At 71.4% G+C, this 15917-nt stretch carries 16 protein-coding genes; 10 read left to right on the forward strand and 6 right to left on the reverse strand.

The window, feature by feature from the left end:
* Positions 1–66: 66 nt before the first annotated feature.
* The 3 genes from pstC (at position 67) to pstB (ending at position 2983) form a co-directional block, all read left to right on the forward strand.
* The gene (gene pstC, locus MOV08_RS18595) at positions 67–1062 is read left to right on the forward strand and encodes a phosphate ABC transporter permease subunit PstC (protein ID WP_275308182.1); all 996 of its coding nucleotides are present in this window, start codon (positions 67–69) and stop codon (positions 1060–1062) included.
* The gene (gene pstA / locus MOV08_RS18600; protein WP_039634036.1) at positions 1059–2138 is read left to right on the forward strand and encodes a phosphate ABC transporter permease PstA; all 1080 of its coding nucleotides are present in this window, start codon (positions 1059–1061) and stop codon (positions 2136–2138) included. Before pstC ends, pstA begins: the two co-directional genes overlap by 4 nt.
* Before the next feature lie 68 nt (positions 2139–2206).
* Positions 2207–2983, forward strand: a complete 777-nt coding sequence (pstB, locus tag MOV08_RS18605; protein WP_039634038.1) for a phosphate ABC transporter ATP-binding protein PstB — start codon at positions 2207–2209, stop codon at positions 2981–2983.
* 144 nt (positions 2984–3127) lie between these two features.
* On the opposite strand, the gene MOV08_RS18610 is transcribed toward pstB, so the two are convergent.
* Positions 3128–4126 carry an inorganic phosphate transporter gene (locus MOV08_RS18610; protein ID WP_039634040.1) on the reverse strand — a complete coding sequence of 333 codons (999 nt, stop codon included), beginning with the start codon at positions 4124–4126 and terminating at the stop codon, positions 3128–3130.
* Between the two features lie 10 nt (positions 4127–4136).
* Positions 4137–4757 (reverse strand): DUF47 domain-containing protein, encoded by a 621-nt coding sequence (locus tag MOV08_RS18615; protein ID WP_039634042.1) that lies wholly within the window; start codon positions 4755–4757, stop codon positions 4137–4139.
* 203 nt (positions 4758–4960) lie between these two features.
* On the opposite strand from MOV08_RS18615, the gene MOV08_RS18620 reads away from it, so the two are divergent.
* A complete protein-coding gene (locus tag MOV08_RS18620; RefSeq protein WP_039641072.1) occupies positions 4961–5377 on the forward strand; it encodes a metal-sensitive transcriptional regulator in 417 nt (138 codons plus the stop codon).
* Between the two features lie 34 nt (positions 5378–5411).
* Here MOV08_RS18620 and MOV08_RS18625 read toward each other — a convergent pair whose 3' ends face one another.
* Both MOV08_RS18625 and MOV08_RS18630 read right to left on the reverse strand, forming a co-directional pair.
* The gene (locus MOV08_RS18625; RefSeq protein ID WP_039634044.1) at positions 5412–5615 is read right to left on the reverse strand and encodes a hypothetical protein; all 204 of its coding nucleotides are present in this window, start codon (positions 5613–5615) and stop codon (positions 5412–5414) included.
* A 118-nt stretch (positions 5616–5733) separates the two neighbouring features.
* Entirely contained in the window at positions 5734–6594 is an 861-nt protein-coding gene (locus tag MOV08_RS18630; RefSeq protein WP_039634046.1) for an SCO4651 family lipoprotein, read from the reverse strand.
* Between the two features lie 170 nt (positions 6595–6764).
* Here MOV08_RS18630 and MOV08_RS18635 point away from each other — a divergent pair, with 170 nt between their 5' ends.
* Both MOV08_RS18635 and MOV08_RS18640 read left to right on the forward strand, forming a co-directional pair.
* On the forward strand, positions 6765–6950 hold the full coding sequence (locus tag MOV08_RS18635; protein ID WP_275308183.1) for a hypothetical protein: 186 nt from the start codon (positions 6765–6767) through the stop codon (positions 6948–6950).
* Positions 6951–7182: 232 nt separating this feature from the next.
* The gene (locus tag MOV08_RS18640; protein WP_275308184.1) at positions 7183–8769 is read left to right on the forward strand and encodes an FAD-binding oxidoreductase; all 1587 of its coding nucleotides are present in this window, start codon (positions 7183–7185) and stop codon (positions 8767–8769) included.
* Positions 8770–8901: 132 nt separating this feature from the next.
* On the opposite strand, the gene MOV08_RS18645 is transcribed toward MOV08_RS18640, so the two are convergent.
* Both MOV08_RS18645 and MOV08_RS18650 read right to left on the reverse strand, forming a co-directional pair.
* Positions 8902–9627, reverse strand: coding sequence for a phosphatase PAP2 family protein (locus MOV08_RS18645; RefSeq protein ID WP_275308186.1), 726 nt, complete (start codon positions 9625–9627; stop codon positions 8902–8904).
* Positions 9628–9847: 220 nt separating this feature from the next.
* On the reverse strand, positions 9848–10852 hold the full coding sequence (locus MOV08_RS18650; protein WP_039634053.1) for a C40 family peptidase: 1005 nt from the start codon (positions 10850–10852) through the stop codon (positions 9848–9850).
* A gap of 470 nt (positions 10853–11322) precedes the next feature.
* Between MOV08_RS18650 and MOV08_RS18655 the strand changes: the two genes are divergently transcribed.
* The 4 genes from MOV08_RS18655 (at position 11323) to MOV08_RS18670 (ending at position 15915) form a co-directional block, all read left to right on the forward strand.
* The gene (locus MOV08_RS18655) at positions 11323–11631 is read left to right on the forward strand and encodes a hypothetical protein (RefSeq protein WP_039634054.1); all 309 of its coding nucleotides are present in this window, start codon (positions 11323–11325) and stop codon (positions 11629–11631) included.
* 597 nt (positions 11632–12228) lie between these two features.
* Positions 12229–13089, forward strand: a complete 861-nt coding sequence (locus MOV08_RS18660; RefSeq protein ID WP_275308188.1) for a hypothetical protein — start codon at positions 12229–12231, stop codon at positions 13087–13089.
* Positions 13079–14353 carry a hypothetical protein gene (locus MOV08_RS18665; RefSeq protein WP_275308189.1) on the forward strand — a complete coding sequence of 425 codons (1275 nt, stop codon included), beginning with the start codon at positions 13079–13081 and terminating at the stop codon, positions 14351–14353. Before MOV08_RS18660 ends, MOV08_RS18665 begins: the two co-directional genes overlap by 11 nt.
* The gene (locus MOV08_RS18670) at positions 14350–15915 is read left to right on the forward strand and encodes an SCO6880 family protein (RefSeq protein ID WP_275308190.1); all 1566 of its coding nucleotides are present in this window, start codon (positions 14350–14352) and stop codon (positions 15913–15915) included. The genes MOV08_RS18665 and MOV08_RS18670 overlap by 4 nt, the downstream gene beginning before the upstream one ends.
* Positions 15916–15917: the final 2 nt, after the last annotated feature.

Here is a 15917-nt window from a genome sequence, read left to right on the forward strand (position 1 = left end):
GGCCGCCGCCCATCCGGTGCACCGCCGCGCCGGAGCCCCCAGGGGCTCCGCAGACCGGAGAAACCCATGGACTACTCCACAACGCCACTATCCGACACACCGCCACCGCCACCGGCCGCCGCCTCGGTGTCCGGCAGGACGGTCCGCCCGGGTGACCGGATCTTCCTCGGGCTCTCCCGGGGCTCCGGCATCGCCCTCCTGGTGATCATGGCCGCCATCGCGGCCTTCCTCACCTACCGCTCGGTGCTCGCCATATCCGGCGACAAGAGCAACTTCTTCACCACCCTCGACTGGAACGCCACCGGCACCGAGCCCAAGTTCGGCATCGCGGTGCTGGCCTTCGGCACGGTCGTCAGCTCGGTGATCGCGATGGCCATCGCGGTACCGGTCGCGGTCGGCATCGCGCTGTTCATCTCGCACTACGCACCGCGCAAGCTGGCCTCCCCGCTGGGCTACGTCATCGACCTGCTCGCCGCCGTCCCCAGCATCGTCTACGGCCTGTGGGGCGCGCTCTTCCTCGTGCCGCACCTGAGCGGCCTCTACGGCTGGCTGAACGACTACCTCGGCTGGACCGGGATCTTCAGCTACGGCAACGGGGCCGCGCGTTCGCTGTTCACCGTCGGCATCCTGCTCGCGATCATGATCCTGCCGATCGTGACCAGCGTCAGCCGGGAGGTCTTCCTCCAGGTCCCGCGGATGCACGAGGAGGCCGCGCTGGCCCTCGGCGCCACCCGCTGGGAAGTCATCCGGATGTCGGTGCTCCCCTTCGGCCGCTCCGGCGTCATCAGCGCCTCCATGCTCGGCCTCGGCCGCGCGCTGGGCGAGACGATGGCGGTCGCCACGGTCCTCTCCCCGAGCTTCCTGATCAGCGCCAGCCTGCTGGACCCGGGCGGCGGCACCTTCGCGCAGAACATCGCCAGCAAGTTCAGCGAGGCCGACACCTTCGGCCAGGACGCCCTGATCGCCTCCGGCCTCGTCCTCTTCGTGATCACCCTGCTCGTCAACGGCGCGGCACGGCTGATCATCGCCCGCCGCAAGGAGTACTCGGGGGCCTCCTCATGACCGTCGCCACCAGCCACCGCCACCGCAAGGTCGCCGAGTCCCGCCCCCCGCTCGCGCTCAGGCAGTCCCGGCTGCCCCGCTGGACCCTGCCGGTCCTCGCCCTGGTCGCCGTCGGCGCCGGCTGCGGCATCGGCCTGGCCGCCGGCCTGGACTCGACGCTCCAGTGGGGCCTGATCGCCGCGCTGCTCTTCGTCCTGGCGACGTATCTGCTGACCACGGCCGTCGAGGGCACCCGCCAGGCCAAGGACCGGCTGGCCACCAGCCTCGTGTGGACCGCCTTCCTGCTCGCCGTGGTCCCGCTCGCCTCCCTGCTGTGGGAGACCGTCGCCCGCGGCACCAAGGTCCTGGACGGCTACTTCCTGTCCCACTCGATGGGCACGCTCCCGGACGCGCTGCCGGGCGGCGGCGTGTACCACGCGATCGTCGGCACCCTGGAGCAGGTCGGCCTGGCGACCCTGATCGCCGCCCCGCTCGGCCTGCTGACCGCGATCTACCTCGTCGAGTACGGCCGCGGCAGGCTCGCGAAGGTCGTCACCTTCTTCGTGGACGTGATGACCGGCATCCCGTCGATCGTCGCCGGCCTGTTCGTCCTCTCCGTGTGGATCCTGATCCTCGGCTTCGGCCCGTCCGGCTTCGCCGGCTCGATGGCCCTGGCGATCCTGATGATGCCGGTCGTGGTCCGCTCCACCGAGGAGATGCTCAAGCTCGTCCCGAACGAGCTGCGCGAGGCGTCCCTGGCCCTCGGCGTCCCCAAGTGGCGCACGATCCTCAAGGTCGTCCTGCCCACGTCGATCGGCGGCATCACCACCGGCGTGATGCTCGCCATCGCCCGCATCACCGGCGAGACCGCCCCGGTGCTGCTGCTGGTGTGGGGCGCCAAGACGATCAACAACAACCCCTTCGACGGCGCCCAGCAGTCCCTGCCGCTCTACGTCTTCCAGCAGTGGCAGCAGGGCTCGGACGCCTCCTACGACCGGGCCTGGGCCGCGGCACTCGTGCTGATCGCCTTCGTCATGGTCCTGAACCTGGTGGCCCGCGGGATCGCCCGCTGGAAGGCCCCTAAGGCCGGCCGCTGACCCGCGCGCACGCAGCGCCCGTTCCAGCAGCGGCCCAGCGGCCGCGCGAGAAAGAAGCAGTGATCCCCATGGCCAAGCGAATCGACGTCAGCGGCCTGAACGCGTACTACGGTGCCCACAAGGCCATCGACGACATCTCCATGACCATCGAGCCCCGCTCGGTGACCGCCTTCATCGGCCCCTCCGGCTGCGGCAAGTCGACGTTCCTGCGCACCCTGAACCGGATGCACGAGGTCACCCCCGGCGGCCGCGTCGAGGGCAAGGTGCTGCTGGACGACGAGAACCTCTACGGCGCCGGCGTCGACCCGGTCGCCGTCCGCCGCACCGTCGGCATGGTCTTCCAGCGCCCCAACCCGTTCCCGACGATGTCGATCTTCGACAACGTCGCGGCCGGCCTCCGCCTCAACGGCAGGTACCGCAAGAGCGAGCTGAAGGACATCGTCGAGCGCTCCCTCAAGGGCGCCAACCTCTGGAACGAGGTCAAGGACCGCCTGAACAAGCCCGGCTCGGGCCTGTCCGGCGGCCAGCAGCAGCGGCTGTGCATCGCCCGCGCCATCGCGGTCGAGCCGCAGGTGCTGCTGATGGACGAGCCCTGCTCGGCGCTCGACCCGATCTCCACCCTCGCCATCGAGGACCTGATCGGGGAGCTCAAGGAGCGCTTCACGATCGTCATCGTGACGCACAACATGCAGCAGGCCGCGCGCGTCTCGGACCGCACGGCGTTCTTCAACCTCGCGGCCGTCGGCAAGCCCGGCAAGCTCATCGAGATCGACGAGACCGAGCGGATCTTCTCCAACCCCTCGGTCCAGGCCACGGAGGACTACATCTCCGGCCGCTTCGGCTAGGCCGTCGGCTCTCCCGTCGGCCCCCGTCGGCCGCCCACCGGTGTCCTGCGGTGCTGCATGGCGGTGCCACCGCAGGACGAAGGGCCCGCCCCCTCGATCAGGGGGCGGGCCCTTTCGCTGTCCTACGGGTGTCGGCTCCGACCGTCAGCCGAACGCCAGCTTGATCAGCCAGAACGCCAGACCGGCGACCAGCGCCGCGGCCGGCATGGTGATGAACCAGCCCATCACGATGTTCTTGGCCACGCCCCAGCGCACCGCGCGCGGGCGCTTGGTCGAGCCCACGCCCATGATCGAGGCGGTGATCACGTGCGTGGTGGAGATCGGCGCGTGGAACATGAAGGACGCCACGTACATCACCGAGGCGGACGTGGTCTCCGCGGCGAAGCCCTGCGGCGGGTCCAGCTCGATGATCCGCCGGCCCAGCGTCCGCATGATGCGCCAACCGCCCGCGTAGGTGCCGAGCGACATGGTGATCGCGCAGGCCAGCTTGACCCACAGCGGAATGGCGTCGTCGGCCTTCTCGACGTCGGCGATGACCAGGGCCATCACCACGATGCCCATGGTCTTCTGGGCGTCCTGGAGGCCGTGGCCGAGTGCCATGCCCGCGGCCGAGACGGTCTGCGCTATGCGGAAGCCGCGCTTGGCCTTGTGCGGGTTGGCCTTCCGGAACAGCCAGAGGATCACGACCATCACGAGGTAGCCGAGCACCAGCCCGATCACCGGCGAGATGAACATCGGCAGGACGACCTTCTCGACCACGCCGGACCAGATCACCTGCGTCCCGCCGGCCAGCGCCGCCCCGACCATGCCGCCGAACAGCGCGTGCGAGGAGGACGACGGCAGGCCGAAGTACCAGGTGACGAGGTTCCAGACCACCGCGCCGAGCAGCGCGGCGAAGAGGATGCCCATCCCCTTGCTGCCGTGCGGGGTCGCGATCAGCCCCTCGCTGACCGTCTTGGCGACGCCGCTGCCCAGGAAGGCGCCGGCGAGGTTCATCACGGCCGCCATCGCCAGCGCGGCGCGCGGGGTCAGGGCCCGCGTCGAGACCGAGGTCGCGATCGCGTTCGCCGAGTCGTGGAAGCCGTTGGTATAGGTGAAACCGAGCGCGACCGCAATGGTCACGACGAGTGCGAAGGTGTCCATGGCTGAGGGCTCAGGACTCCTTGACCGCGATGGTCTCGACGGTGTTGGCGACGTGCTCGAAGGCGTCCGCCGCCTCCTCCAGGATGTCCACGATCTGCTTGAGCTTGAGCACCTCGATGGCGTCGTACTTGCCGTTGAAGAGGTGCGCGAGCAGCTTGCGGTGGATCTGGTCGGCCTGGTTCTCCAGGCGGTTGACCTCGATCCAGTACTCGGTGAGGTTCGACATCGTGCGGAGGTTCGGCATGGCCTCGGCGGTCAGTTCGGCCGCCCGCGCCAGCACCTCGATCTGCTGGTCGATGCCCTTGGGGAGTTCCTCGATCTTGTAGAGGACGACCAGGTCGACGGCCTCCTCCATGAAGTCCATGATGTCGTCGAGCGACGAGGCGAGGGCGTAGATGTCCTCGCGGTCGAACGGCGTGATGAACGAGGAGTTCAGCTGGTGGAAGATCGCGTGCGTCGCGTCGTCCCCCGCGTGCTCCGCGGCCCGCATCCGTTCGGCGATCTCGGCCCGTGCGGAGGCGTCCGCCCCGAGCAGTTCCATCAGGAGCTTGGAGCCGGTGACGATGTTGTCGGCGGAGGCCGCGAACATGTCGTAGAAGCTCGTCTCCCTGGGGGTCAGACGAAAGCGCACGTGAAATCCTCGGGGTACATCGGATTCGGTCGAGTTGATGCTAGGCGCATCATCCAGCCACAGCTAACCCAGCTAACCGGCATTCCTTCAGTGTCGCCCATCGGGCAGCATGCTCTGCACGGGGTACCGCGGGTGCCCGCAAACTTCGGTACGATATACCCGCCGGGGGTATACGGATCGCCTCAATACCACGGGAGATGGCCATGACGACCACGGACGCGGGCACCAGCGGCGGCACCGCAGCCGACGCGGCCTGCCACGGCCCCCAGTCGGAATCCGCCCCCCGCACCGGAGCCGGATCTGTGACCGATACCGCTGCGGAGAGCCCGGCGCCCGGCGGCCACGGCTACGCCAAGCAAAAGGACGCGCACATCAAGCGACTGCGCCGCATCGAGGGCCAGATCCGCGGCCTCCAGCGCATGCTCGAAGAAGACGTCTACTGCATCGACATACTCACCCAGGTCTCGGCGAGCACGAAGGGCCTGCAGTCCTTCGGCCTGCAACTGCTGGAGGAGCACCTGCGGCACTGCGTCGCCGACGCGGCCGCCAAGGGCCCGGACGCCATCGACGCCAAGGTCCAGGAAGCGACCAAGGCCATCGAGCGGATGCTGCGGAGCTGACCGCGGAGCCGGTCGAGACCGTCCGCCGGGCGCGTCAGGGCGTGTCCGGCGCCTCCCGGTCGGCCCCGTCCCCCCGCGGGGGTCCGGCCACGTGCAGCAGTTCGTCGATCCGGTCGGTGCTGAGCCGGTCCTCGCTCGCGGCCGCCGCCGCGATCATCAACTCACCGGTGAGATCGATCTCGGCGAGGGCCACCTGGTCCTGAACGGTCGGATGGCGATGGGCGGGCACGTCCGACACCTCCTCCCTTCGAGCGCCTTCCCACGCCGCGGTGGTTACCGCCAGCGTAGGGAGGGCCGCCCGCCCCGCACATGGCACGGAAGGACCATTTCCGGTCCGCGAGTCCACCGGGGACGCCCTACGAGGGCGCCGAGGCGATCTTCCCGGTGTAGATGTCGCGCCGGTCCGGCAGCCGCACCGCGACCTTGGTGCCGAACCCGTACAACTCGGTCGTGGAGACCACCGCCGCCCCCTGCGGCACGCCGTTGGCGAACCGGAACCGCTGGCGGAGCTTGCGCAGCCGCCCGGCGGTGTCCACATACGCGTCGAACGGCACCACGACGGTGGTGAACCCTTTTTCCGCCGCCACCAGCGCGGGCCTGCTGCGCGCCGACGCCGCCCCGGCGGCCGCGGCCAGGTCGGTCGTGCCGCGGTAGTGCCGCACCAGCACACCGCCCAGCCGCTCCTCCCCCTGGTACGTCACCTCCCGCGCGCCGCGCAGCAGTTCGGCGGCGGCCAGCGGGTCGGTCACCCCACCGGTGACCAGATTCCCGTCGGACAGCGTCGCGGTGTCCACCCGGACCCACTTGTCGGCCGGCACCCCCGCCCCGCGGTTCTTCATGAACAGCGCACCCGGCGCCAGGATCTCGGTGATCGGCTGGTGGCCGCCGCTGGGCTTGCCCTTCAGATCCGGCAGCACCACCCGCAACTGCCCGCTGGCGGACGCGAAGTCGTAGCCGCCGGCGCCCCGGATCGCCACCCGCGTCCCGCCGCTGACCGTCTCCATCGCCGTCCGCAGCTTGGCGGTCCCGGCCCGGACCAGCGCCTCGGCACTGCGCCGCAGCTGCACCGCGGCCGCCACCTGCCCCGGCACCACCTGGTCGTCGGCCGCGGCCCCGTCCGGTGAACAGCCCGCCGTCGCCAGCAGCCCCGCCATCAGCCCCGTCCCGCAGGCCACGGCCGCGGCGACCGTCCCGCCTCGTCTGTCCTGCACCACCATGCGTACGAGCCCCCTCGGCCGCTGTGTTCGGGACCGCCTGGGCCGGCCGGTCCGCTCGGGACGGTCGGACGTCCCGCCCCCGCTCCTCCGACGGTGCGTCGACCGATCCGTTCAACGACCGTTACGGGGGCTCGTCACGCAACGGGCCGTGCGGCGCGTAGCGTGGACGGGTGCCCGAACAAGCCCCCCACCGCACGTTCACCACCGAGCGCGGCTCGTTCTGCCTGGCCCGCTGCGCGTGCGGCTGGACCGGGATGGCCCGCCGCGCCCGCTCCCAGGCGCGCGCCGACGCCGAGCGCCACCAGGCGGACGTGCGCAGCGGCCCCGACACCGCCCCGGAGCGCCCCGTGGAATGACCCGGTCCGTTCCGGGAACCCACCACCCCCCGCGCCGCATCTGGGTAGTGAGGGACACAACGGCACCATGCGGCAACGGACTTCACTCGGGTACCGGACGGCACGGCACGACGGGGGCCTGCCCGGCCCACCCCGCCCGGTGCGGTGTCCCGGCACAGCGCCCCGCGCCCACCGGCCGGACGACCGGCGGGCCGGGGCCGGACCGTACGACAACCAAGGGGGATTCATCCCAGTGAAGCGGCGCACACTCCTGACGGCCGGCGGCGGAATCGCGGCCACCTCCCTCGCCTGGGCCACCGGCTGCGACTCGGGCGGGCGCCCCGCCGCGGCGGCCTCCTCCACCGGCACCACCACAGGCGCCATGAGCACCGCGGCCACCGCCAAGAGCCCCGCCACCCAGGCCGCCTGGAGCGCGCTCGGCAAGGGCCTGGACGGCGACCTGATACGCACGACCGACGCCGCCTACGCCTCCGCCCGACGCCTGTACAACACCCGCTTCGACAACCTCAAGCCGTCCGCCATCGCCTACGTCGAGCACCCCGGCGACATCGCCGAGTGCCTGGCCTTCGCCCGGCGTTACAACGCCCCCGTCGCCATCCGCAGCGGCGGCCACTCCTACGCCGGCTTCTCCAGCGGCGACGGCAAGCTCATCATCGACGTCTCGGCGCTGAACAAGGTCGGCGCGCCGTCCGGCGGGACCACCCGGATCGGCGCCGGCGCCAAGCTCATCGACGTCTACGAGGGACTCGCCCCGCACGGCGTCACGGTCCCCGGCGGCTCCTGCCCCACCGTCGGCATATCCGGGCTGACGCTCGGTGGCGGCCACGGCGTGGTCTCCCGTGCGTACGGCCTGACCTGCGACAGCCTGGTCGGCGCGACCGTCGTCACGGCCGACGGCAAGACCGTCGACTGCGACAAGGACCACCACCCCGACCTCTTCTGGGCGCTGCGCGGCGCCGGCAACGGCAACTTCGGCGTGGTCACCGAACTCCGCTTCCGCACCCACCCGGCGCCCCGCGCGGTGATGGCGTACATGACCTGGCCGTGGGCGAAGGCCGCGGCGGTGCTGGGCTCCTGGCAGAAGTGGGGCCCGGACCAGGCCGACGAGATATGGTCCACCGCCCACTTCGATGCCCGACCCGGCGGCACCCCGTCCGTCTCCGTCGCGGCCTTCTCCCTCGGCGGCTACCGCGACCTCCAGAACGCCGTGGACAAGCTCGCCGACCAGCCCGGCGGCCCCGGCCCCGCCACCCGCGTCAGCCTCACCCCGATCGGCTACCTGGACGCGATGGAGGCGTACGCGGGCTGCTCCTCCAAGTCCACCGCCCAGTGCCACATGCCGGGCACCCTCCCCGGCCACACCGGGGACGGGAAGCTGGGCCGGGAGACCTACGCGGCCCGCTCGCACTTCTTCGACCGCTCGCTGTCCGCGGCGGGCATCCAGACCCTGCTGGCGCAGATCGAGAGCGGCGGCCGCAAGGGCGTCACCGGCAACGTCGCGCTGACCGCGCTGGGCGGCGCGATCAACCGCGTGGGCGCCGGCGACACCGCCTTCGTCCACCGCCGGTCCCGCTTCCTCGCCCAGTACCTGGCGTCCTGGCCGGCCGGAGGCTCCGGCGCCACCCGCACCGCCTGGCTGGACGCCTTCCACGGCGCGATGCGCCGCCACTCCTCGGGCGCGGCGTACCAGAACTACACCGACCCCGGCCTGTCCGACTGGAAGTCGGCCTACTACGGCGCGGGCGCCGCCCGCCTCGACAAGGTCAAGCAGACCTACGACCCGCAGCGGCTGTTCAGCACCTTCGCCCAGGCCCTCTGACGCTCCTCCCCCGGCCCGCGCACGGAACGCCGAAGGCCCGGCCCCTGGGGAAGGGGCCGGGCCATCGCCCTGCGCGTCCGGCGCGCCGTCACACCGTCATGCCGCCGTGCCGCCGTGCCGCGGCGGACGGCCTCAGGCCGCCAGGTCCTTGTCCCTCTCGTGGTGGCGCAGCGCCGGCTCGGCGGCCACCACCGGGCCGGGCTCGGCGTCGCGGCCGTCCGCCGCCCGCTCCGTCGACCGGCCCCCGGCCCGGACCAGCCAGGCCAGCGGCGACCGCTCGATCGCCGTCGTCAGCGGCACCAGCAGCGCCTGCGCGAGCGGCGCCAGCAGCAGCGCGACGGCCGTGCCGAGGGCGAACCCGCCGATCACGTCCGTCGGGTAGTGCACGCCCATGTAGACCCGGCAGAAGCCCTCCAGCAGCGCCAGCCCGATCCCGATCAGGCCGAACCGGCGGTGCGCGATGAACAGGCCGACGCCGACGGCCATGGTGAGCGTGGCGTGGTCGCTGACGAACGAGAAGTCGCTCTTGCCGGGGATCAGCACCGCGAGCCCGGTGTGGTCCTTGAACGGCCGGGGGCGCTCGACGAACCCGCGGATCGGGATGTTGGCCAGCAGCGCCAACCCGGCGGCCAGCGGCGCCCAGACCAGTCCGGCGATCGCGGCCGGCCCCCGCTCGGGCCGACGGCGGGCGACCCACCAGGCGATCAGACACAGCACTCCGAGGGCGGCGATGATGCCGTACTCACCGATGAACTCCATCGCGCGGTTCACCCACTGCGGGGCGTCCTTCGCGAGGCCGTTGATGCCGTCGAGCACGTCGACATCGGGGTTCGGCCCCTCGAATGCGAGTCCAGCCATCTGCCGTGGCCCCTTATCTTCCGCGCGCCCTGCGAGCGCCGCCCAGTGCTACCAACCCCCGTTGCCGATCTGTGTGGCCGTCGAGCCCGTGCTGCCGCGGGCGCTGCCGTGTCCCCACGCCAAGGAAACGCCCGGCCCATCCCCGGCGTTCCACTCTCCACGGGATGATCACCAGGACGTTATCGAAGCTTGACACGTCGCCGCAGCTCAGGACTTATGTTCACCCGGCGTTCCCGGTGGGGAGCGCTTTCGCGCCATCCGACGTCACGCGGGTGGCGCCGATGTAGTCCGGCGTGTCGATCTTGTCGAACCGGATCACCGCGCCGGTGTAGGGCGCGTTGATCATGTATCCACCGCCGACGTAGAGCCCCACGTGGTGGATGGACCGCGGGTCGTTCAGGTCGTAGGCGAAGAACACCAGGTCGCCCGGGAGCAGCTCGTTCCGCTTCGGGTGCGGACCGGCGTTCCACTGGTCGTTGGCCACCCGCGGCAGCCCGATGCCCACCGACTCGTAGGCGGCCTTGGTCAGGCCGGAGCAGTCGAACCGCCCGCCCTGGTCCGCCGTTCCGTTGCCGCCCCACAGATAGGGCGTGCCGAGCTTCCCCTGCGCGAAGTAGATGGCCGCCGCGGCCTGCCGGGAGGGCGCCACCGGGCCGACCGGCGCCTCGAAGCTCTTGGCCAGCGTCGTGATGGTCTTCACGTAGTTCTGCGTCTCCTGGTAGGGCGGGACGCCGTTGTACTGGATGACCCGGTACGCGCCCGCGTTGTACGCCGCGAGCATGTTCGCGGTGGCGTTGCCCGCCGCGTCCTTCACATAACTGGCCAGTTCGCAGTCGTACGAGGCGGCCGACGGAATGGCGTCCTCCGGATCCCAGATGTCCTTCTTGCCGTCGCCGTTGCCGTCGATGCCGTGGGTGGCCCACGTCCCCGGGATGAACTGCGCGATGCCGCGCGCGTCCGCGGGGCTCTGCGCGTGCGCGTTCCAGCCGCTCTCCTGATAGAGCTGGGCCGCCAGCAGTGCCGGGTTGATGGCCGGGCAGAGCGTCCCCCACTTCTGGACCAACGACTGGTACGCGGCCGGCACCGCCCCCTTGGCCAGCCCGACCGCCCGGCCGGCGGCGCCCGCCAGTCCGGCCGCCGCCCCGTACGTCCCGATCACGAGCAGCCCGACCAGGAGGAGCAACAGCCCCACCCCGAGCCCGCCGGTCGTCCAGAATTTCCGCACCCCACAACCCTCCCCCATTCAGGCCAGGTTCACAGCCCTTTCGTCGGCCACCGCGCGCCCTGCCGCCGCACCGAGGCGCACGGAGCAGCGCACGGGGCGCTTCGAACGGTGTGCGATTCCCGTCACATCCGCCGCCCCCGCGCTCCGGCGCGGACGATCCTCCGGCGCGTCAGACCACCGCCCCGCACCGCGCCTTGGCGGCACCGCCCCTCAAGTACACACCGCCCAGGGGCCGCCCCCCGCCCCGCCCCGACAGTCATTGCTCAGCGTTATCGCCCGTGATACACACGGTGAGGCAAGGGGGGCGACGGACGACGGACGGGGCCGCACACACCACACCCCCACCGGATCCGTCAAAGAAAGCCGCCAAGTCGACATCTGATGGCGTCTTTGTCAGCGAAGATAGAGACTGGGCCCGTGCCGCACGGCACGACCCGGCAACTACCCATAATGGGGCGGTGAGTTCTCACATGTTCATTGCGGCCGAAAAAGGCGACATCACCACCATCATCGGCGGCATCGCCCCGGACTGGGGGCCGTTCGGCACCCTCGGCAACGAGGCCCGCGTGATGGTGCAGGTCATCATGGCGGTGGCGATCCTGATCTGCCTCGGCATCGCCATCTGGGGCGCCGCCAAGCAGCGCATCGGTGCCACCGCGCTCCGCGACACCTTCAGCGCCGAACAGGGCAAGGGCCTGATCGTGGCCGGCCTCACCGGCGTCTTCATCATCGGCTCGCTGGGCACGCTGTTCACCATCGTCTACGGCATGGCCGTCTAGCCGCCGGGCGACGGCGGGCCGGCGCCCGCCCTCCAGGCCGCCGGACGACCCGGGCGCCCCGACGCGGGGGACCCTCCGCGCCGTCCAGGTGCGAGGGAGGGCCCCACCCCCAGCCCTGCCCGCCGCCACCGGTCACCACACCGCGCACGTCGGCACGCGCCCGTCCCCGCGCCGCTCCCCGTGCGCCCCCGCCCGACCTCCCTCCGCCGCCCCATGCCCTCCCGTACCCCGATATGCCCCACCCCCCTGCCCGAGGCCCCATGCTGACGCCCCTTCACCCCGTCCCAAGGGGCCCTGAGCCGCGCCGTGACCACGCCCGCCACCAGCGGGCCGATTGGGTGGCCCGCGTCGCGGGGACAGGTGGTTCCGGAGACCAGCAGGCCGCGGCGGGCGTTCGGCGGACGAGGGGCGCAAACCGCCCAGAGTCCCCCATTCGCCTCTGCCGCCCAGCAACTGAGGAACCGTCACGGTGAGATGTACTCGTACCACTTCACCCGAGCCGCCGCCCACGCAGCTACGGTCATATGAAGGCGGCACACCAACGGCACGGACGGCGAGGGCGGCAGCGGCGATGGCGGCAGAGGGGGCACAGGCGCGATGAGTATCGGCGACGACGGAGGCTACGGCGACGGCCGTGGCACCGGCACGGGCCAGACCCGGACCAGACTTCCCGACGGCGAGAGCGACACCTACGGCGCGCCCCGCCGCGCCCGGTCCGGCCTCTCCAGCCGCAACCTCATCACGGTCGTCGGCGTGGTCGTCCTGCTGATCGCGGCCATCGCCTTCGCCAACCGCGGCGGCAGCGGCAACGACGAGACCGGCTCCGGTTCCGGCTCCGGCGGCTCCACCAAGGACCAGGCCGCGGCCCAACCGACCGCCCCCACCGGCACCAAGCCGGTCACCGGCAAGACCGGCGGCATCGCCTCGGGCTTCCCGCAGACGGAACAGGGGGCGCAGTCGGCGGCGGCCAATTATGTGGTGGCGCTGGGCAGCGACGGTATGTACAACGCCGTCCGCCGGCAGGAGATCGTCCAGACCGTCTATGCGCCGGCCGTGGCAGCGGCACGCAAGGGCGAACTCGACAAGACATACGCGAACCCCGCCCACCTCAAACAGTTCGGCCTCAACCCGGACGGCACAGCACCAGAGGGCATGACCTTCGTCTCGCGCGCCAACCCCGTCGGCACGAAGACCGAATCGTTCAAGGGCGGCACAGCCAAGGTCTCGGTCTGGTACTCGGCCCTCTTCGGCCTCGCGGGCGCAAAGTCCCAGAAGCCGGTCACAGAGAGTTGGTACACCACCACCTATGACCTGCAGTGGGCCGACGGGAACTGGAAGGTCGTCGACTTCACGCAGAAGGACGGCCCCGCCCCGATCGGGCGCGACCAAGCCGTCGCGTCGGCCGACGACATGACCAAGGCAGTGCAAGGCTACGGAGGTTTCACCTATGCCCGGTAGGCCCAAGCACCGCCGCGTGTCCTCGGTCATCGCCGCGCTGGCCGCCACGCAAACCCTTGTCCTCGTGCTTGCGACACGCGCCGTGGCTGCGCCGCCCGACCCCTGCGCCGGCTTCAGCGGCCCCGCCCTACGGGACTGCCAGCAACAGAACCACGGCGGAGGCGGCTCCCTGCCGAGCAACCCCCTAGACAACAACCCCCTAGACCCCCTCGGTTCGCTTGCGCAGGGATGTGCCAAGGCCGCCGCGTGGATTGTCGATAAATTGTCGGGGGCCGTGAAGGCGACCTCCCAGGTGGACTTCACGAACGCGGCGTTCCTGCGGCAGTACGCGGTGGTCTTCGCCGCGTCCACGGTGCTCACGCTGGTGCTGTGGCTGCTGGCCGTCGCCAAGCGGGCCGTGCGGGGCGTGCGGCTGACCGAGGCGATCAGCGAGGCGGTCGGGTTCCTCTGGCTGACGGTGCTGGCGTCCGCGTTCACGCCGTTGATCCTGTACACGGTGGTGTCGGCGACCGACGGGGTCACCGAGATCATCGCGAAGGGGACGGGGGCGCAGACCGACACGTTCTTCGGGGCGTTCTCGCAGGCGCTGACCAAGGGGACGGACATCGGCGGCGGCCCGATCATGCTGATCGTGGTGTCGCTGGTGTCCGTGCTGGCCGCCGGTGTGCTGTGGCTGGAGCTGGTGATCCGGGCCGCGCTGCTGTACGTCGGGGCGCTGCTGGGGACGGTGGTGTACGCCGGGCTGGTCGACAAGAACATGTGGGGCCACGTCCGCCGCTGGGCCGGCATCATGATCGCGGTGATCATGGTGAAGCCGGTGATCGTGATCGTGCTGGGGATCGCCGGCGCGCTCTCCGGGGACAAGGGGCCGAACGCCTTCTCGGCCGTGGTGTCCGGGCTGGCCATCATCGTCCTGGCGATCTTCGCGAGTGCGGTGATCTACCGCTTCGTGCCGGGCTTCGGCGACGAGATGGTCTCGGCGCGGTCGAGCAAGGGACGGGCCACCGACGGCAGTCAGGCGGCCGCCATGATCTCGTCGCCCGCGGCACTTGTCTCGCAGGGCATCAAGACGCACAGCGCCCGCCGGTCGGGCGGCGACGGCGGGGGTGGCGCCCAGGGCGGGCAGTCCCGGCCTGCCGACGCGGTCTCCGGCGGTGTCGCCGCGCACGGCTCCCGGGCGACCCCGGCGGCGCCGGCCCCGCGGACGAACCCCGGCACCGGCGGCCCCCGCACCGGCAAGACTCCTGGAGGTGAGGGGCGTTGAGCACGCCGTCCCAGCCGATCGCGCCGCGGCGCACGTATCTGATCGGCCGTGCCCGGCCCAACGCCGTCGTCGGCAAGAACCGGGAGACCGGCGAGATCACGCTGATCATCGCCGGCGCGTTCCTCGGGATGGTGTGCGGGCTGCTGGTGCCCTCGCTGCCGCTGCGGATCGCCTCGCTGACGGGGTTCCCGATGCTGGGGCTGGCCGTGGTCTACGTGCCGTACAAGGGGCGTACGTACTACAAGTGGTTCGAGGTCCGGCGGAGTTTCCGGCGTACGGTGCGCAAGGGAGGGGCGGTGTACCGCTCCGGGGCCATGGAAGCCGGGGTACGGCTGGACGGGAGGGAAGTGGAGATCGGGCCGCCGCCCGGGATCGGGCGGATCAGTTGGCTGTCGGCGCCGTTCGGGCCGGACGAGATCGCGGTGCTGCTGCACGCCGACCGGCGGACGGTGACCGCGGCGATCGAGATCGAGGGGCCGGGCGTCGGCCTGCGGGACAGCGAGGACCAGGAGGCGCTGGTCGACCGGTTCGGCACGCTGCTGAAGCACGTCGCCAACGGGGACGGCTTCGTGACGCGGCTGCAGATACTGGCGCGCACGCTGCCCGCCGACCCGGACGCGCACGCCAAGGACGTCACCCAGCGGGGCGACGTCGACTCCCCGCGGTGGCTGCAGGAGTCCTACGACCAGTTGCAGTCGATGGTGTCGACGTCGTCCGAGCAGCACCGGGCCTATCTGGTCGCGTGCATGCACTACACCCGGGAGCTGGCCGCCGAGGCGGTCACCATGGCCCGCGCCGCGGCCGCCCAGCGCGGCGGGCTGCTGCGCCGGAAGCTGGACCGGGACGCCGGGCTGGCGGTGGTGATGGCCCGTGAGCTGACCGACATCTGCGCCCGGTTGACGGAGGCGGACATCCGGGTGCGCCAGCCGCTCGGGCAGGCGCGCCTGGCGTCCCTGGTGCACTCCATGTACGACCCGGACCACCCGATCGACCACATCCAGGCGATGAGCAGGCGCAACGCCTGGCCGGCCGAGCTGGACGCGACCGAGGCGACGTACCTCCAGGCCAAGACCCGGGAGTCCTCGACGCGGGCGCCGTGGTGCCACTCCACCGCCTGGATCAAGGAGTGGCCGCTGACCCCGGTGGGCGTCAACTTCCTCGCGCCGCTGCTCGTGCACACCCCGGACGTGATCCGGACGGTCGCGGTCTGCATGGATCTGGAGCCCACCGAGGTGGCCATCGAGCGGATGCTGACGGAGAAGACCAACGACGACGCGGAGGCCAGTCGCGCGGCGAAGATGAACCGGGTGGTGGACCCGCGGGACGTGGCGCACCACGGCCGGGTGGACCAGCGCGGCGAGGACCTGGCGTCCGGCGCGGCCGGCGTCAACCTCGTCGGCTACCTCACCGTCTCGTCCCGGTCGCCCGAGGCGCTGGCCCGCGACAAGCGGACCATCCGTGCCTCGGCGGGCAAGTCCTACCTCAAGCTGGAGTGGTGCGACCGTGAACACCATCGGGCGTTCGTGAACACCCTGCCGTTCGCGACCGGTATCCGCCGCTAACG

It is taken from the genome of Streptomyces yunnanensis (assembly GCF_029011865.1).
Lineage (GTDB): Bacteria > Actinomycetota > Actinomycetes > Streptomycetales > Streptomycetaceae > Streptomyces > Streptomyces yunnanensis.